The sequence below is a fragment of the Pantoea sp. UBA5035 genome, from assembly GCF_002415245.1.
GTDB lineage: Bacteria > Pseudomonadota > Gammaproteobacteria > Enterobacterales > Enterobacteriaceae > Pantoea > Pantoea septica.
The window spans coordinates 255,201-270,034 of the sequence record NZ_DICD01000011.1 but is presented as its reverse complement, the minus strand read 5'-3'; the positions used below and the strand labels follow the sequence as shown (position 1 = coordinate 270,034).

Sequence of the window (14,834 nt, the reverse complement as noted above, 5' to 3'; positions counted from 1 at the left end):
AAAGCATGAAGACCTGTGTTATTTCCTTGCCCGATGAGGCGGCGACCCTCGATCTGGGCGCTAAGCTGGCCCGCGCCTGTACCGGCGCGGCGGTAATCTATCTCTATGGCGATCTGGGCGCGGGTAAAACGACCTTCAGCCGTGGATTTTTGCAGGCGCTTGGCCACCAGGGCAACGTCAAAAGCCCGACCTATACGCTGGTAGAGTCATACCAGCTCGACGCGCGCGCGCTCTATCACTTCGATCTCTATCGCCTGGCCGATCCGGAAGAGCTGGAGTTCATGGGGATCCGCGACTATTTCACCGGCGAGGCTATCTGTCTGGTGGAGTGGCCGCAGCAGGGCGCGGGCGTCTTGCCGCCGCCCGATCTGGCGCTAACGCTAAGCTACGTCGGCGCCGCGCGCGAGGCGCGCCTTGAGGCGCACTCCGCGCTGGGCGAACTCCTGACAGAGCAGGTGGCGCAGGCATGATCGCACGGATGAAAAGCGCGCTGCTGCTGATACTCTGCCTGGCGACAGCGCCCGCGCTGGCGGCCAGCCTCTCCGATATCAAAGTTGAAAACGGCGACAGCAAGGCGACGGTAACCCTGAGCTTCGCCGGGCAGCCGGTGTACGGCTTTTTTCCGCTGCGCAACCCCGATCGCGTGGTGCTGGATATTCGTCAGAGCGGCGTGATTCAGGGGCTGCCGCTTAACTTCAGCGGCGAAAATATCGTCAGGCGCATTCGCACCAGCACGCCAAAGGATAAGCAGAGCATTCGGCTGGTGTTCGAGCTGACGCAGGCGGGCAAAACCCGCGCGGTGACCCAGCGCAACGGCAGCAGCTACAACGTGGTGTTCACTATTCAGGGCAAGCAGCCCGTCAGCCGCGCCGCGCCGGTTTCGACCGCGACGACGCCGAGCCGGGCGGCACCGAGCCGACCCGCCGCGAACCCGTTCAACGCCAACCAGGTGACGGCGGTCAGCAATACCAACACCACCACGCGTCCAGGCAATGCGCTGCCCACCAGCAACGACACGGTGATTGTGGCGATCGACGCCGGGCACGGCGGCCAGGATCCCGGCGCTACCGGCCAGCGCGGACTGCATGAAAAGAACGTCACCATCGCCATCGCGCGCAAGCTGAAGGTGCTGCTGAACAACGACCCGATGTTTAAAGGCGTGCTGACGCGCGATGGCGACTACTTTATTTCGGTGATGGGCCGTTCCGAAGTGGCGCGTAAAGAGAACGCCAACCTGCTGGTTTCCATTCACGCCGACTCGGCGCCGAGCCACAGCGCCACCGGCGCGTCGGTATGGGTGCTGTCGAACCGTCGCGCCAACAGTGAAATGGCGAACTGGCTGGAGCAGCGCGAGAAACAGTCTGAGCTGCTGGGCGGGGCAGGCGATCTGCTGGCGAACAGCCAGGCCGATCCCTACCTGAGCCAGGCGGTGCTGGATCTGCAGTTCGGTCATTCGCAGCGCGTCGGTTATGACGTGGCGATGAAAGTATTGCAGCAGCTGCGCGGCGTTTCGCCGCTGCATAAGCGTTTGCCGGAGCACGCCAGCCTCGGCGTGCTGCGTTCGCCGGATATTCCCTCGCTGTTGGTGGAAACCGGCTTCATCAGTAATGCCTCGGAGGAGCGACTGCTCGGCAGTAGCGCTTACCAGGATAAAATTGCGATGGCTATCTACAAAGGCCTGCGCAATTATTTCCTGGCGCACCCGCTACAATCGCTCCCAAAGGAGGAAAACCGTCCGATCGGCTCATCGCCGACGGTGAGCGTCGCCAGTAATCCGGCGACCGGCACCACGCAGTATACTGGCGCGGTGCAGCGTCATACCGTCACCCGCGGCGAAACGCTCTCCGGCATCGCCGCGAAATATGGCGTCAGCATGGGGACGCTGCGCGAGATGAACCGGCTGAAGCGCGATGTGGTCTGGGTCGGACAGCGCCTGAAGGTGCCGGCCAGCAATACGGTGGCCGCGCGCGGCCCGGCGCGTCATAAAGTGGTGCGGGGCGACTCGCTGACGGCTATCGCCGCGCATTACGGCGTCAGCCCGCAGGCGATCATCCAGGCGAACAATATGAAGTCCTCAAACGTGATGTTGGGGCAAACCCTGAAAATACCCGCCTCCTGACGGTCAGCCCGGCCAGGCGCCGGGCCAGGCTCTACAAGGATAATCACCATGCCCATTCAAATTTTACCGCCGCAGCTGGCTAACCAGATTGCGGCGGGCGAAGTCGTCGAGCGTCCCGCATCGGTGGTAAAAGAGCTGGTGGAAAACAGCCTCGACGCCGGCGCGACGCGCATCGACATCGACATTGAAAAAGGCGGCGCGAAACTGATCCGCATCCGCGATAACGGCTGCGGCATCAGCAAAGAGGAGCTGGCGATGGCGCTGGCGCGCCACGCCACCAGCAAAATCGCCTCGCTCGACGATCTGGAGGCGATTATGAGCCTGGGCTTTCGTGGGGAAGCGCTGGCCAGCATCAGTTCAGTTTCGCGCCTGACCCTGACTTCGCGCACCGAAGCGCAGAGCGAGGCCTGGCAGGCGTATGCCGAAGGCCGCGAGATGGCGGTCACGGTTAAGCCTGCGGCGCATCCGTGCGGCACCACGCTGGAGGTGCTCGATCTCTTCTACAACACGCCCGCGCGTCGCAAATTTATGCGCACCGAGAAAACCGAGTTTGGCCATATCGACGAGGTGATTCGTCGCATCGCGCTGGCGCGTTTTGACGTCTCCATCTCGCTCAGCCATAACGGCAAGCTGATGCGCCAGTATCGCGCGGTCAATGATGAGGCGCAGCGCGAACGGCGGCTGGGAGCGATTTGCGGCACGACCTTTATGCAGCATGCGCTGCGCATCGACTGGCGACATGACGATCTGCTGCTGCGCGGCTGGGTCGCCGATCCGGCCGGATCGCGCCAGCTGACCGATATTCAGTATTGCTACGTCAACGGCCGCATGATGCGCGACAAACTGATCAATCATGCGATACGTCAGGCGTTTCAGACGCAGCTGCAGGCCGACCAGCAGCCAGCCTATGTACTCTACCTGGAAATCGATCCGCATCAGGTGGATGTCAACGTGCATCCCGCCAAGCATGAAGTGCGCTTCCATCAGTCACGGCTGGTGCACGACTTTATCTTTCAGGGCGTGATGAGCGTGCTGCAGGAGAGCAGCGCGCCGACCCTGCCGTCGATGCAGGCGGAAGAGCCGGCGCCGCGCTGGCAGCCGGAAAATCGCCAGGCGGCGGGCGGCAACCACTTTTCCCAGCCCGCCGCGCCGCGCCGCAGCGAAGGCGGCGCAGCGGCGCCAGCATCACCGCCAGCCGCGCAGCCGGGCTGGCAGCATAAAGAGAATGGCTACAGCAAGCGCGAAGGCGCGGTCTATCAACAACTGCTGAAAACGCCGACCGCAGGTCAGCGCGTGCCGGCTGAACCGGCCGCGCCGTCGGTGCCGTCGCGCGCGCAGCCAGCCGAGGCGCCGCTTTCCTCGCATGCGCAAAGCTTCGGCCGCGTGTTAACGGTGGTGCGGGAGCGCTATGCGCTGCTGGAGCAGGAGCAGGCGCTGCTGCTGCTGTCGCTGCCGGTGGCGGCGCGCTGGGTGCGGCATGCGCAGCTACAGCCGGGCGAGACGGGGCTGAAGTCACAGCCGCTGCTCATCCCGGTGCGCATGAAGGTCGCGCGGCCGGAGCGCCAGAGCGCCGCAGAGAAGCAGAGCCTGCTGAATGAGATGGGCATCGATCTGCAGCCTGAAGGCGACCACGTAACCCTGCGCGCGGTGCCTTTACCCTTGCGCACGCAAAATTTACAAATCTTGATTCCAGAGCTGCTAGGCTATCTCGCCCAGCAGCCGGAGAGCGGCGCCCCTCAGCTGGCTCAATGGCTGGCGCGACGTTGCGATACCGACGCGCTCCACTGGAATCACTCGCAGGCGATTACGCTGCTGGCGGAGCTGGAACGGCTCTGCCCGCAACTGCTGAAATCGCCGCCTTCTGGCCTGATTCAGGCCCTGGATATTGAGAGCGCGCTTGCTGCATTAACCCATGAGTGAACAAAACCCGGCTGGCCGACCAAAGGCTATTTTTTTGATGGGGCCGACCGCCTCGGGCAAAACCGCGCTGGCGATAGCGCTAAGAAAGCAGCTGCCGGTGGAACTTATCAGCGTCGACTCTGCCTTAATCTATCGCGGGATGGATATCGGCACGGCCAAACCCTCGGCGGAAGAGCTGGCGCAGGCGCCGCATCGCCTGCTGGACATCCGCGATCCTTCGGAAGCCTATTCCGCCGCCGACTTCCGCCGCGATGCGCTGGCGGCGATGGCGGAGATCGTTCAGCGCGGCCGGATTCCGCTGCTGGTCGGTGGAACCATGCTCTATTTCAAGGCGTTACTGGAAGGATTGTCGCCGCTCCCCTCGGCCGATCCTGAGATACGTCAGCGCATTGAACAGATGGCGCGCGAAAAGGGGTGGGAGGCGCTGCATCGTCAGCTGTGCGACATCGACCCGGTGGCCGGGAGTCGTATTCATCCGAATGATCCGCAGAGACTTTCGCGAGCACTGGAAGTTTTTTTTATTTCGGGTAAAACTTTAACGGAACTGACTAAAACATCCGGCGAAGCGTTACCCTACGATGTGTATCAGTTCGCCATCGCCCCCGCGACCCGTGAACTGCTGCATCAGCGCATCGAACTACGCTTTCAGCAGATGCTGGCGTCAGGATTTGAAGCGGAGGCTCGGGCCCTGTTTGCACGAGGTGATTTGCATACGGATATGCCTTCCATTCGCTGTGTCGGTTATCGTCAGATGTGGTCGTACCTGGCTGGCGAGATCGATTACGACGAGATGGTTTATCGGGGAATTTGCGCAACCCGGCAGCTCGCTAAACGCCAGATGACCTGGTTACGCGGCTGGGAAAATGTACGCTGGCTTGACAGCGACAGCCCAGAATCCGCGCGTGACGAGGTGCTTCAGGTTCTTAGTGCGAAGCATGGGTGATTGTGTACAATTGGCTGGTTATCGTGCGCAAATTTTTACGCAGTTTTTTCAGAACTTCGGTTCTACAAGTAATAAACAACAAGCATATAAGGAAAAGATAGAATGGCTAAGGGGCAATCATTACAAGACCCGTTTTTGAACGCACTGCGTCGTGAACGTGTTCCGGTTTCGATTTATTTGGTCAACGGTATCAAACTGCAGGGACAAATTGAGTCTTTCGATCAATTCGTTATTTTGTTGAAGAACACGGTAAGCCAGATGGTTTACAAGCACGCCATTTCTACCGTGGTTCCATCGCGCCCGGTTTCTCATCACAGCAACAACACCGGTGGCGGCAGCAACAACTACCACCATGGCGGTAGCAACGCTTCTGCGCCGTCGCAGCCACAACAAGACGGCGATAACGCGGAATAACGCGCTACCCGTACAAGCCAGGGCGGGAGAACGCAGACCGTTTTCCGTCCTGGTCTTCTATTTTCTAAGCGAGGTTATAGCTTGTTTGACCGTTATGAAGCCGGTGAGCAGGCCGTACTGGTACACATCTGGTTCTCCCAAGACAAAGAGATGGAAGATCTCCAGGAATTTGAAACCCTGGTCTCTTCTGCGGGCGTAGAAGCGCTGCAGGTCATTACCGGCAGTCGTAAAGCGCCACATCCCAAATATTTTGTCGGTGAAGGAAAGGCAGCTGAAATTGCCGATGCGGTAAAATCAAGTGGAGCATCGGTCGTATTATTCGATCATGCCTTAACCCCTGCGCAGGAACGCAACCTGGAGCGTCTGTGCGAATGTCGCGTCATTGACCGTACCGGTCTGATCCTGGATATCTTCGCCCAACGCGCCCGAACGCATGAAGGTAAGCTGCAGGTCGAACTGGCCCAGCTGCGCCATCTTGCTACCCGACTGGTACGCGGCTGGACGCACCTTGAACGTCAGAAAGGCGGCATCGGCTTACGCGGCCCGGGCGAAACCCAGCTGGAAACCGACCGTCGTTTGCTGCGCAATCGAATCAGTCAGATTTTGTCCCGCCTTGAACGCGTAGAAAAACAGCGCGATCAGGGACGTCAGGCGCGCGCCAAAGCGGACGTGCCGACCGTGTCGCTGGTCGGCTATACCAACGCCGGTAAATCCACCCTGTTTAACGCCGTCACCTCCGCTAACGTCTATGCGGCGGATCAGCTGTTTGCGACGCTCGATCCGACGCTGCGCCGTCTGAACGTGGCGGACGTCGGCGACGTGGTGCTGGCGGATACCGTCGGCTTTATTCGTCATCTGCCTCACGATCTGGTGGCCGCGTTTAAAGCGACGCTGCAGGAAACGCGACAGGCGACGCTGTTGCTGCATGTGATCGACGCCGCCGACGTGCGCGTCAGTGAGAACATCGAAGCGGTCGATGCGGTGCTGGAAGAGATCGAGGCGCATGAAATTCCCACGCTGCTGGTGATGAATAAAATCGATATGCTGGACGGCTTCGTTCCGCGCATCGATCGCAATGAAGAAAATCAGCCGATCCGCGTCTGGCTTTCCGCACAGAGCGGCGAAGGTTTGCCGCTGCTATGGCAGGCGCTCTCCGAGCGTCTGGCAGGCGAAATCGCACAGTTCGAACTGCGCCTGCCGCCGGAAGCGGGGCGCCTGCGCAGCCGCTTCTACCAGCTGCAGGCCATTGAAGATGAATGGAATGAAGAAGAAGGCGGCATCGGCCTACGCGTGCGTCTGCCGATGGTTGACTGGCGACGCCTGTGCAAGCAGGAACCGGCGCTGCTTGATTACATAGTTTGACACGTTGCCCAAACGTCCTTACGCAATAGCTGGTATGGTGTAGCAGGCGGCTGCCGCTTTTCTGGGATCTTTTTCTTTAGCTCTTTAGGGCGAACAAAGGCAGCCAACACAGCTACAGCCTGAAAGCTGCAGGGTAAACAGCGCACTTACAATAAATGGAGTAGAACATGGCGTGGAATCAGCCCGGTAATAACGGACAGGACCGCGACCCGTGGGGAAGCAGCAATAATAAAGGCGGCAACTCTGGGGGAAACAAAGGCGGTCGTGAACAGGGACCGCCGGATCTGGATGATATCTTCCGTAAGTTGAGCAAAAAGCTCGGCGGACTGGGCGGTGGCAAACAGAGTGACAATGGCCAGCGCAGCGGCGGCAGCGGTGGCAAACTGGTCGGGATCGTCGCTGTCGCGGCGGTTGTAATCTGGGCCGCCAGTGGATTCTACACCATTAAAGAAGCGGAGCGCGGCGTCGTTACGCGCTTCGGCAAGTTCAGCCATCTGGTGGAGCCAGGCCTGAACTGGAAACCGACCTTTATCGATCAGGTGCGCGCGGTAAACGTTGAAGCGGTGCGCGAGCTTGCTGCCTCCGGCGTGATGCTGACCTCCGATGAGAACGTGGTACGCGTCGAGATGAACGTACAGTACCGCGTGACCGATCCTGAACGCTACCTGTTCGCCGTCACCAGCGCGGACGACAGCCTGCGCCAGGCGACCGACAGCGCGCTGCGCGGCGTCATCGGCCGCTCTACCATGGACCGCATTCTGACCGAAGGCCGTACCGTGGTGCGTAGCGATACGCAGCGCGAAATCGACGAAACCATTCGCCCTTACAACATGGGCATCACGCTGCTTGACGTCAACTTCCAGGCGGCGCGTCCGCCGGAAGAGGTGAAAGCAGCGTTCGACGACGCCATCGCCGCGCGTGAAAACCGCGAGCAGTACGTGCGCGAGGCGGAAGCCTATGCGAACGAAGTGCAGCCGCGCGCTAATGGTCAGGCGCAGCGTATCCTCGAAGAGGCGCGCGCTTATAAAGAACGTACCGTACTGGAAGCGCAGGGTGAAGTGGCGCGTTTCGCCAAGCTGCTGCCTGAGTACAAGGCGGCGCCGGACATCACTAAAGAGCGTCTCTACATCGAAACCATGGAACGCGTGCTGAGCCATACCCGCAAAGTGCTGGTTAACGATCGCGGCAATAACCTGATGGTGCTGCCGCTCGACCAGCTGATGCGTGGCGCAACCGGCGCGGCGCAGGGCGGCCACAAAGGCGCGAGTCTGAACACGCTGCCCGCTTCGCCTGGCAGCACTGCCAGCCGCAGCGACACGTCAGCCTACAATCCAGAGAGCATCATGGATCAGCGTCGGGCCAATGCTCTGCGCAACGATACCCAGCGCGAAGGGAGAGAGTAATCGATGCGTAAGCCCATAATTGTAGTCATTATTGTTGTACTGGTGGCGCTCTACGCTTCACTGTTCGTGGTGCAGGAAGGCGAACGCGGCATTGTGCTGCGCTTCGGCAAAGTGCTGCGCGACGATGAAAACAAACCGCAGGTGTTCGCGCCGGGTCTGCATATGAAAGTGCCGTTTATCGAGACGGTAAAAACGCTGGACGCGCGTATTCAGACCATGGACAACCAGGCGGATCGCTTCGTCACCAAAGAGAAGAAAGACCTGATCGTCGACTCTTACATTAAATGGCGCATCAGCGACTTCAGCCGCTACTACCTGGCGACGGGCGGCGGCGACGTTTCACAGGCGGAAGTGCTGCTGAAGCGTAAATTCAGCGACCGTCTGCGTTCCGAGATGGGCCGTCTTGATGTGAAAGATATCGTGACGGACTCTCGCGGCCGTCTGACCACCGACGTGCGCGACGCGCTGAATACCGGCAGCGCCGGCAGCGACGACGAAGTGCAGACGCCGGCGGCGGATGACGCCATCGCCAGCGCGGCGGCGCGCGTCGAGCGCGAAACCAACAGCAAAGAGCCGGCGATTAACCCGAACAGCATGGCGGCGCTGGGCATTCAGGTCGTCGACGTGCGCATCAAGCAGATCAATTTGCCGACCGAGGTCTCGGACGCGATTTACAATCGTATGCGCGCCGAGCGTGAAGCCGTCGCGCGCAGCCAGCGTTCTCAGGGTCAGGAAGAGGCGGAAAAACTGCGTGCGCAGGCGGACTATCAGGTCACCCGCACGCTGGCGGAAGCGCAGCGTACCGCGCTGATTACGCGCGGTGACGGTGATGCTGAAGCAGCGAAGCTGTTTGCCGACGCATTCAGCCAGGATCCGGACTTTTACGCCTTTATCCGCAGCCTGCGCGCCTATGAAAATAGCTTCAGCGACAATCAGGACGTGATGGTGCTCAGCCCGGACAGCGATTTCTTCCGATATATGAAAGCGCCCTCTAACGCGACGCGATAAGAACTGCTATAACCTACGGGCCGACAATGATGTCGGCCTTTTTTTTGGGAATGGTAAATGAATAAAACCATATGGATGGCGCTGGCGCTGGTACTGGTGCTGGAAGGGCTGGGGCCGATGTTTCTGCCGCGCATCTGGCGTCGTATGATCCTGAGCATGGCGCAGCTGCCCGATCGTCTGCTGCACCGTTTCGGCGGCGGACTGGTGGTGGCGGGCGTGGTCATTTACTACATGATCGGCGCGCACGGCGGCAGCTGATTGCTCTACCGGCAGGGCTAAATTGTGCCTCCCGCGCGCCCATTCCCCAGGATGTTGTAGTGCGCAAAACTCAGGCGAAAAATGCGCGCAAACGTATGCTAAAAGTGCTGAAAGCCGCAAGATCAGATGGTAGAATCCATTTTTAAGCAATCGGTGATTTTGAAAATGGGTAAGAACGTCGTCGTACTGGGCACCCAATGGGGTGACGAAGGCAAAGGTAAAATTGTAGATCTGCTGACTGAACGCGCTAATTACGTGGTGCGTTACCAGGGTGGCCACAATGCAGGCCATACGCTTGTCATCAACGGTGAAAAAACCGTCCTCCATTTAATTCCATCTGGCATCCTGCGCGAAAACGTTACCAGCATCATTGGTAACGGCGTGGTGCTGTCGCCTGAAGCTCTGATGAAAGAGATGAAAGGCCTGGAAGAGCGTGGCGTACCGGTACGCGAACGTCTGCTGATTTCTGAAGCCTGCCCGCTGATCCTGCAATACCATGTCGCAATGGATCTGGCGCGCGAGAAAGCGCGCGGCGCCAAAGCCATCGGCACCACCGGTCGCGGCATCGGCCCGGCCTATGAAGATAAAGTGGCGCGCCGCGGTCTGCGCGTCGGCGATCTCTTCAACAAAGAGACCTTTGCCGTTAAGCTGAAAGAGATTGTCGATTACTACAACTTCCAGCTGGTGAACTACTACAAAGAAGACGCGGTTGACTACGACAAAGTGCTGAGCGACGTGCTGGCGGTAGCCGACGTGCTGACCAGCATGGTGGTTGACGTCTCCGATCTGCTGGATACGGCGCAGAAGCGCGGCGACCTGATCATGTTCGAAGGCGCGCAGGGCACGCTGCTGGATATCGACCACGGCACCTATCCCTATGTGACCTCCTCTAACACTACCGCTGGCGGCGTGGCGACCGGTTCAGGCATCGGTCCGCGCTGCGTCGACTACGTGCTGGGCATCGTGAAGGCTTACTCAACGCGCGTTGGCGCGGGCCCGTTCCCGACCGAACTGTTCGACGACATCGGCGAGTTCCTGTGCGCTAAAGGCAACGAGTTCGGCGCAACCACCGGCCGTCGTCGTCGCACCGGCTGGCTGGATGCGGTCGCCGTGCGTCGCGCGGTGCAGATTAACTCCCTGTCAGGTTTCTGCATGACCAAGCTGGACGTGCTGGACGGTCTGAAAGAAGTGAAAATCTGCGTAGGCTATCGCCTGCCGGATGGTCGCGAAGTGACCACCACGCCGCTGGCGGCAGAGAACTGGGAAGGCATCGAGCCGATCTATGAAACCCTGCCAGGCTGGAGCGAAACCACCTTCGGCGTGAAAACGCTGGAAGGTCTGCCGCAGGCCGCGCGCGACTATATCAAGCGCGTGGAAGAAGTAACGGGCGTACCGGTTGATATCATCTCTACCGGCCCGGACCGTAGCGAAACCATGATTCTGCGCGATCCGTTCGACGCATAATCCTGCAAAGGCCGGCGCTGCGCCGGCCTCTGTTTCCCGCTTAGCAAGCCGCTTACTCTCCCTTCGCTTTGCCGCATCGCCGTTCGGCTGAAAAAAACACACTCTGGATTCGACTCTGGTTTATCATCTACAGTAGCCGCAAGCCGGTTTACTATTAAAATCAACCGCAACGCGGACGAAATGAATAAACACGCTATGGGTGATCTACCGAGGTAATTGTGCAGCTGACAAGTTTTACCGATTATGGTCTGCGGGCCTTGATTTATATGGCTAGTTTGCCACAAGGCAGAATGACGAATATTACTGAAGTCACCGAGACCTACGGCGTGTCGCGCAACCATATGGTGAAAATCATCAATCAACTCAGCCGGGCGGGCTTTATCGCCGCGACGCGCGGCAAAAACGGCGGCATCCGTCTTGGGATGGATCCGCATAATATCGTCATCGGTGATGTAGTGCGCAAAATGGAGCCGCTACAGTTAGTAGACTGCGCGACTTGCGCCATCACGCCAGCCTGCCGCTTAAAAAAGGCGCTAAACGATGCGGTACAGCTGTTCCTGCGGGAACTGGACAGCTATACGCTGGCAGACTTAGTCGAGGGGAACGAACCCTTATACCAAATTTTATTGTCCGAACCGCCGGTGGCAATGAATCTGAAATGACATCGGAGGAACCGCTATGTCAAACGATCCTTTTCAGCAACGAGAAGCTGAAAAATATGAAAACCCTATTCCGAGCCGTGAGTTTATTCTGGCTCACCTGGAAAAACGCGAAAAGCCGGCCAGCCGTGACGAGCTGGCGCAAGAGCTAAACCTTACCGACGAAGAGCACCTTGAAGCGCTGCGTCGTCGTCTGCGCGCCATGGAGCGTGACGGTCAGCTGGTCTTCACCCGCCGCCAGTGCTATGCGCTGCCGGAACGTCTCGATCTGCTGCGCGGCAAGGTCATCGGCCATCGCGACGGCTACGGCTTCCTGCGCGTGGAAGGGCAGAAAGATGACCTCTATCTCTCCGCCGAGCAGATGAAAATGTGCATGCACGGCGACGTTATCCTGGCGCAGCCGCTGGGCGCCGATCGCAAAGGCCGCCGCGAAGCGCGCGTGGTGCGCGTGCTGGAGCCGCGCAACAACCAGATCGTCGGCCGCTACTTCACCGATGCGGGCGCTGGTTTCGTGGTGCCGGACGACAGCCGTCTGAGCTTCGACATCCTGATCCCGCCGGAAGAGACCCTGCAGGCGCGTATGGGATCGGTGGTGGTGGTCGAGCTGGTGCAGCGCCCGACGCGCCGCACCAAAGCCATTGGTAAAGTCGCAGAGATCCTCGGCGACGATATGGGTACCAGCCTGGCGGTCGATATGGCCCTGCGCACCCATGAAATCCCGCACAGCTGGCCGCCGGAAGTTGAAAAACAGGTGAGCAAGCTCAGCGAAGAAGTCCCTGAAGCGGCGAAAAAAGGGCGCGTCGATCTGCGCCAGCTGCCGCTGGTCACCATCGACGGCGAAGACGCGCGCGACTTCGATGATGCGGTCTACTGCGAGAAAAAACGCGGCGGCGGCTGGCGGCTATGGGTAGCCATTGCCGACGTCAGCTACTATGTGCGTCCCGGCACGCCGCTGGACGACGAAGCGCTGCAGCGCGGCACCTCGGTCTACTTCCCGTCGCAGGTAGTGCCGATGCTGCCGGAAGTGCTCTCCAACGGGCTCTGCTCGCTCAACCCGCAGGTCGATCGTCTCTGCATGGTGTGCGAGATGACTATCTCCTCCGCAGGCAAGCTGACCGGCTTCAAACACTATGAAGCGGTAATGAACTCCCATGCGCGACTCACCTATAACAAAGTGTGGAATATCCTGCAGGGCAACCCGGAGCTGCGCGAACAGTACGCACCGCTGGTGAAGCCGCTGGAAGAGCTGCACAACATGTATAAGGTGCTGGAACAGGCGCGCGAGTCGCGCGGCGGCATCTCGTTCGAGACCGAAGAAGCGAAGTTTATCTTCAACGCGGAACGCCGTATCGAGCGCGTAGAGCGCACCGTGCGCAACGACGCGCACAAGCTGATCGAAGAGTGCATGATCCTCGCCAACATCGCGTCGGCGCGCTTTGTCGAGAAGCACCAGGAGCCGGCGCTGTTCCGCGATCACGATCGTCCCAGCGACGACAGCATCACCAGCTTCCGCACCGTGCTCAACGAGCTGGGCCTTTCGCTGCCGGGCGGCGTCAAGCCGGAACCGATCGACTACGCCGAGCTGCTGACGCAGATCGCCGATCGGCCGGACGCGGAAATGCTGCAAACCATGCTGCTGCGCTCAATGAAACAGGCGGTCTACGATCCGGAAAACCGCGGACACTTCGGCCTGGCGCTGCAGTCTTACGCGCACTTTACCTCGCCGATCCGTCGCTATCCCGACCTGCTGCTGCACCGCGCCATTAAATATCTGCTGGCGCAGGCGGAAGGCGAGGTGAAAGGCAACACCACGGCGACCGGCGGCTATCACTACGAAATGCAGCAGATGCTGCAGCTCGGTCAGCACTGTTCGATGACTGAACGCCGCGCCGACGAGGCCACGCGCGACGTCGCCGACTGGCTGAAATGCGACTTTATGCAGGATCAGGTCGGCAATACCTTTAACGGCGTCATCTCCAGCGTCACCGGCTTCGGCTTCTTTGTGCGCCTGAACGATCTCTTTATCGACGGCCTGGTGCACGTCTCCACGCTGGACAACGACTACTACCGTTTCGATGCGGTGGGACAGCGTCTGATCGGCGAGTCGGGCGGACGCACCTATCGTCTGGGCGATGCGGTTGAAGTGCGGGTAGAGGCGGTGCATCTGGACGAGCGCAAGATCGACTTCGCGCTGATCTCCAGCCAGCGTCAGCCGCGTGGCGAGGGCAAAACCGCGCGCGACAAAGCAAAGCGCGAAGGCAAACCAGCGTCGAAGCGTCGTCGTCAGGTCGGCAAAAAAGGCAACTTCGAGCCGAATGAAGCGTTCCGCGATGCGAAGTCGACGCCTGACAAGGCGAAGACAGAGAAAAAAAGCAAAACCCCGTCGGAAAAAACCCGTAAAATCGCCGCCGCCACCAAGGCGAAGCGCGCCGCGAAAAAGCAGGCCTGATTTAGCCTGATGCGTTAACGGACGCTTTCTGCCGCGCAGAAAGCGTCCGCTGAAGTCCATTCAATTCCTAACTGAGCAGATCGATGAGCGAAATTATTTTTGGTATCCATGCCGTGCAGGCGCTGCTGGAGCGCGATCCCCAGCGCTTCCAGGAAGTCTTTATCCTCAAGGGCCGCGACGATCGTCGCCTGCAGCCGTTGGTGGCGGCGCTGGAAGCTCAGGGCATCGTTATCCAGCTGGCGAACCGCCAGTGGCTGGACAGTCAGGTTGAAGGCGGCGTGCATCAGGGTATCGTGGCGCGCATCCGACCTGGCCGTCAGTACCAGGAGGGCGACCTGCCGGATCTGCTGCAAAGTCTGGAAAAACCGCTGCTGCTGGTGCTGGATGGCGTGACCGACCCGCATAACCTCGGCGCCTGCCTGCGCAGCGCCGACGCCGCAGGCGTCCATGCGGTGATCGTGCCGAAAGACCGCTCCGCCTCGCTGAACGCCACGGCGAAAAAAGTCGCCAGCGGCGCGGCGGAGAACGTGCCGCTGATCCGCGTCACCAATCTGGCGCGCACGCTGCGTCTGCTGCAGGAGTACAACATCTGGGTGGTCGGCACGGCTGGCGAAGCGGATCATACGCTCTATCAGAGCAAAATGACCGGGCCGATGGCGCTGGTAATGGGTGCGGAAGGCGAAGGCATGCGCCGCCTGACGCGCGAGCACTGTGACGAGCTGATCAGCATACCGATGGCGGGCAGCGTCTCATCGCTTAACGTCTCTGTGGCCACCGGCGTCTGTCTGTTCGAAGCGGTACGCCAGCGCGGGGCGTGATCGCCGCCGCAAAACCT

Annotated in this window: 13 protein-coding genes; all 13 read left to right on the top strand. The window is 60.0% G+C overall.

Going from position 1 to position 14,834, the window contains the following annotated elements; translation table 11 throughout:
* The first annotated feature begins 5 nt into the window (after nucleotides 1-5).
* The 13 genes from tsaE to rlmB all read left to right on the top strand — a co-directional run bounded on the left by tsaE (nucleotide 6) and on the right by rlmB (nucleotide 14,817).
* A complete protein-coding gene (tsaE, locus tag B3229_RS08895) occupies nucleotides 6-470 on the top strand; it encodes a tRNA (adenosine(37)-N6)-threonylcarbamoyltransferase complex ATPase subunit type 1 TsaE (protein ID WP_286870386.1) in 465 nt (154 codons plus the stop codon).
* The gene (gene amiB, locus B3229_RS08890; RefSeq protein WP_286870385.1) at nucleotides 467-2,119 is read left to right on the top strand and encodes an N-acetylmuramoyl-L-alanine amidase AmiB; all 1,653 of its coding nucleotides are present in this window, start codon (nucleotides 467-469) and stop codon (nucleotides 2,117-2,119) included. Before tsaE ends, amiB begins: the two co-directional genes overlap by 4 nt.
* Nucleotides 2,120-2,167: 48 nt before the next feature.
* Nucleotides 2,168-4,039, top strand: a complete 1,872-nt coding sequence (gene mutL / locus B3229_RS08885) for a DNA mismatch repair endonuclease MutL (protein ID WP_286870384.1) — start codon at nucleotides 2,168-2,170, stop codon at nucleotides 4,037-4,039.
* Complete coding sequence (gene miaA / locus B3229_RS08880; protein ID WP_048784415.1) at nucleotides 4,032-4,982, top strand: tRNA (adenosine(37)-N6)-dimethylallyltransferase MiaA; 951 nt, start codon at nucleotides 4,032-4,034, stop codon at nucleotides 4,980-4,982. Before mutL ends, miaA begins: the two co-directional genes overlap by 8 nt.
* Nucleotides 4,983-5,084: 102 nt before the next feature.
* Nucleotides 5,085-5,396 carry an RNA chaperone Hfq gene (gene hfq, locus B3229_RS08875; protein ID WP_033754840.1) on the top strand — a complete coding sequence of 104 codons (312 nt, stop codon included), beginning with the start codon at nucleotides 5,085-5,087 and terminating at the stop codon, nucleotides 5,394-5,396.
* Between the two features lie 81 nt (nucleotides 5,397-5,477).
* Complete coding sequence (gene hflX, locus B3229_RS08870; protein ID WP_033754842.1) at nucleotides 5,478-6,758, top strand: ribosome rescue GTPase HflX; 1,281 nt, start codon at nucleotides 5,478-5,480, stop codon at nucleotides 6,756-6,758.
* Between the two features lie 167 nt (nucleotides 6,759-6,925).
* Nucleotides 6,926-8,161 (top strand): FtsH protease activity modulator HflK, encoded by a 1,236-nt coding sequence (gene hflK / locus B3229_RS08865; RefSeq protein ID WP_286870383.1) that lies wholly within the window; start codon nucleotides 6,926-6,928, stop codon nucleotides 8,159-8,161.
* 3 nt (nucleotides 8,162-8,164) lie between these two features.
* Entirely contained in the window at nucleotides 8,165-9,169 is a 1,005-nt protein-coding gene (gene hflC / locus B3229_RS08860) for a protease modulator HflC (RefSeq protein ID WP_033792335.1), read from the top strand.
* Nucleotides 9,170-9,226: 57 nt separating this feature from the next.
* Nucleotides 9,227-9,427, top strand: coding sequence for a DUF2065 domain-containing protein (locus B3229_RS08855; RefSeq protein ID WP_048784411.1), 201 nt, complete (start codon nucleotides 9,227-9,229; stop codon nucleotides 9,425-9,427).
* Nucleotides 9,428-9,592: 165 nt separating this feature from the next.
* On the top strand, nucleotides 9,593-10,891 hold the full coding sequence (locus tag B3229_RS08850; RefSeq protein ID WP_033755291.1) for an adenylosuccinate synthase: 1,299 nt from the start codon (nucleotides 9,593-9,595) through the stop codon (nucleotides 10,889-10,891).
* A gap of 218 nt (nucleotides 10,892-11,109) precedes the next feature.
* Nucleotides 11,110-11,553, top strand: coding sequence for a nitric oxide-sensing transcriptional repressor NsrR (gene nsrR, locus B3229_RS08845; protein WP_033754853.1), 444 nt, complete (start codon nucleotides 11,110-11,112; stop codon nucleotides 11,551-11,553).
* 16 nt (nucleotides 11,554-11,569) lie between these two features.
* Nucleotides 11,570-13,999: a ribonuclease R gene (rnr, locus tag B3229_RS08840; RefSeq protein ID WP_286870382.1), complete on the top strand. Its 2,430-nt coding sequence runs from the start codon at nucleotides 11,570-11,572 to the stop codon at nucleotides 13,997-13,999.
* Between the two features lie 83 nt (nucleotides 14,000-14,082).
* Entirely contained in the window at nucleotides 14,083-14,817 is a 735-nt protein-coding gene (rlmB, locus tag B3229_RS08835) for a 23S rRNA (guanosine(2251)-2'-O)-methyltransferase RlmB (RefSeq protein WP_048784409.1), read from the top strand.
* Nucleotides 14,818-14,834 lie beyond the last annotated feature (17 nt).

What these genes read in the sequence shown, in the direction of transcription:
- tsaE (WP_286870386.1), top strand. Translation starts at nt 6, where the DNA reads ATGAAGACCTGTGTTATTTCCTTGCCCGATGAGGCGGCGACCCTCGAT.
- amiB (WP_286870385.1), top strand. Translation starts at nt 467, where the DNA reads ATGATCGCACGGATGAAAAGCGCGCTGCTGCTGATACTCTGCCTGGCG.
- mutL (WP_286870384.1), top strand. Translation starts at nt 2,168, where the DNA reads ATGCCCATTCAAATTTTACCGCCGCAGCTGGCTAACCAGATTGCGGCG.
- miaA (WP_048784415.1), top strand. Translation starts at nt 4,032, where the DNA reads ATGAGTGAACAAAACCCGGCTGGCCGACCAAAGGCTATTTTTTTGATG.
- hfq (WP_033754840.1), top strand. Translation starts at nt 5,085, where the DNA reads ATGGCTAAGGGGCAATCATTACAAGACCCGTTTTTGAACGCACTGCGT.
- hflK (WP_286870383.1), top strand. Translation starts at nt 6,926, where the DNA reads ATGGCGTGGAATCAGCCCGGTAATAACGGACAGGACCGCGACCCGTGG.
- hflC (WP_033792335.1), top strand. Translation starts at nt 8,165, where the DNA reads ATGCGTAAGCCCATAATTGTAGTCATTATTGTTGTACTGGTGGCGCTC.
- B3229_RS08855 (WP_048784411.1), top strand. Translation starts at nt 9,227, where the DNA reads ATGAATAAAACCATATGGATGGCGCTGGCGCTGGTACTGGTGCTGGAA.
- B3229_RS08850 (WP_033755291.1), top strand. Translation starts at nt 9,593, where the DNA reads ATGGGTAAGAACGTCGTCGTACTGGGCACCCAATGGGGTGACGAAGGC.
- rnr (WP_286870382.1), top strand. Translation starts at nt 11,570, where the DNA reads ATGTCAAACGATCCTTTTCAGCAACGAGAAGCTGAAAAATATGAAAAC.
- rlmB (WP_048784409.1), top strand. Translation starts at nt 14,083, where the DNA reads ATGAGCGAAATTATTTTTGGTATCCATGCCGTGCAGGCGCTGCTGGAG.